3 protein-coding genes are annotated in these 2498 nt (G+C 41.9%); 2 read left to right on the forward strand and 1 reads right to left on the reverse strand.

All coding sequences use genetic code 11. The annotated features are described in order from the left end of the window. Positions 1-494: N-acetylglucosaminidase (locus tag ACWF4Z_RS38170; protein WP_452248095.1), on the forward strand; the 494-nt coding region annotated here is incomplete at its 5' end. A 150-nt stretch (positions 495-644) separates the two neighbouring features. Next, a complete protein-coding gene (locus tag ACWF4Z_RS38175) occupies positions 645-1997 on the forward strand; it encodes an IS1182 family transposase (RefSeq protein WP_210216467.1) in 1353 nt (450 codons plus the stop codon). Positions 1998-2114: 117 nt separating this feature from the next. On the opposite strand, the gene ACWF4Z_RS38180 is transcribed toward ACWF4Z_RS38175, so the two are convergent. Continuing rightward, a partial coding sequence (locus tag ACWF4Z_RS38180) for a hypothetical protein (RefSeq protein WP_452248096.1) occupies positions 2115-2498 on the reverse strand: 384 nt, incomplete at its 5' end.

The raw sequence follows: 2498 nt of genomic DNA on the forward strand, positions 1-2498 counted from the left end.
TTACTGAGGTCAATCAGAAAGTGCTTGCGGGTAAAGGCATCCTGACAGGGAGAGCAAAGGCATTTATCGATGCCGCCAATCAATATAGCATCAACGAACTGTATTTAATCTCACACGCACTTCTTGAAACAGGAAATGGGACATCTGCCTTAGCCAATGGCTTAACCTATAACGGAAAAACCGTATACAACATGTATGGAATTGGAGCATACGACAGCAACCCGAATTACTACGGAGCCAAATATGCGTACGAGCAGGGCTGGTTCACACCTGAAGCGGCCATTATCGGCGGAGCTAAATTCATAGGCTCATCGTATATCCACAACACAGCTTACAATCAAGACACACTGTACAAAATGAGATGGTCAGCTACAGCGACACACCAATACGCAACAGACATCGGCTGGGCGTACAAACAAGTAAACCGCATGTACAGCCTGTATTCATTGCTGGACGGTTATACACTTTATTTTGATGTTCCGGAATATCGATAAAAAACTTAGAAAGTTGCAAATAGGCTGTAGCTATTAAATAGCTACAGCCTCAGGCTGTCGAGAAAATCTCGACAGCCTTTATTTTTCCTTAAAATATCCATTCTTCTGTAATAAAATAAAAGAAAGACTTAAAAGGACGGTGTCTTTCTCATGTTCCACACAAGAAACTCTTCTCAAAACACAGCCGAATTTGTTCTGCTTGACCAACTCGTTGAAGAGGATCACCTGCTTCGGAAAATTGATAAACACATAGACTTCTCTTTCATCATTGAAAAGGTGAAACCTTACTACAGTGAAAACAAAGGCCGCCCCTCACTTGATCCGCTTATTTTATTTAAAATGATGTTTATCGGATACCTCTATGGTATCCGTTCAGAAAGACAGCTTGAAAAAGAAATTTACTACAATATGGCGTACAGATGGTTTCTCGGATTGAACATAAACGACCCGGTTCCACACCACTCCACCATCAGCTGGAACAGACGCACACGCTTTAAAGATACAACCATCTTCCAAGACATTTTTGATGAGATCGTTCTTCAGGCCATCAATCATGACATGGTGGGCGGACGAGTCCTATTCACCGACTCTACACACCTTAAAGCCAATGCCAACAAGCATAAATACACAAGAAAAACAATTGCGCTGGATACCCAAAACTATATCAAGGATTTAAATGAAGCCATTCAAGAGGATCGGGAGGAACACGGAAAAAAGCCATTAACAGCCAAAGAGGAGGTGAAAGCTGAAAAAGAGATCCGCCACAGTACAACCGATCCGGAAAGTGGCTATCTGTATCGTGAAAACAAACCAGAAGGTTTTTTCTATTTAGATCACCGCACAACAGATATGAAATACAACATTATCACCGATGCCTACGTCACACCTGGAAATGTCCATGATTCTGTGCCTTATCTTGACCGATTAGACCACCAAATCGCACGATTTGGTTTTCAAGTAGAAGCCGTCGCCCTTGATTCCGGATATTTAACGACTCCGATCTGTAAAGGATTATCTGACCGCCAAATCTTTGGTGTCATCGCACATAGACGTTATCACCCTATCCGAGGCTTGTTTCCAAAATGGAAATTTCATTATGACAGTGAACAAGACAGATACATTTGTCCAAATCACCAAACACTTACATACTCAACAACTGACCGAAAAGGCTACCGGTCATATAAATCAAATCCTGAAATATGTTCCTCATGCCCACTGCTTGAAAACTGTACAAAATCAAAGAATCGGCAGAAAGTGATTACTCGACATGTATGGGAAGAACATAAAGAAAAGGTCAGACAAAATCGCTTGTCTGTTTCAGGAAAAAACCTCTACAAAAAAAGAAAAGAAAAAATAGAGCGAAGCTTTGCAGATTCAAAACAGCTGCATGGGCTTCGCTATTGCAGGTTGAGGGGAAAACGAAATGTGAGTGAACAAGTTCTCCTCACAGCCGCATGCCAGAACATGAAGAAAATTGCCACATACCTAGCCAAGCAGGGCTAGGCATGTGGGAGCGCTTTTTCTGCATCTGAAACCTGATGAATATCTAAAGAAACTGTATAAAACAAAAAAGCTTGTAGAAAAAACGTCGTTTTCTCTACAAGCTGAGCAGCACTGTGATCAGTGCTGCTTTGTCGTCTTCTCAAAAATCTGCTCTAAATATTTGATTTTTTCGTCCGTGTAGTGCTCGAAGCGCTCATTGTACGATTTCGGATCTTTCGGATTCGCAAAATGCGTGATTTTCCCTGTATCCCGATCAATAAATTTACTAGCAGCGCCGCAGCCGATGCCAATAATCGTCTGCACCTCTTCCATAATCATAATGTTGTAGATGCTTTCTTGTCCCGGCAAAGAGTATCCGACGTTTTCAAGGTTTCCAAGAATGTTTTTCTGGCGGTATAAATAATAAGGCACGTACCCATGCTCTTTCGTCCAGGCTACCGCGTCTTCCATCATTTGAGAAACCTCTTCCCTGCCGGCAACTTTGTACTTATGCTTGTTTCT

The organism is Kribbella sp. NPDC055071 (assembly GCF_053608045.1).

Bases quoted from the DNA above. Each gene is read 5' to 3' on its own strand.
- ACWF4Z_RS38175 (WP_210216467.1), top strand. From the start codon at position 645: ATGTTCCACACAAGAAACTCTTCTCAAAACACAGCCGAATTTGTTCTG.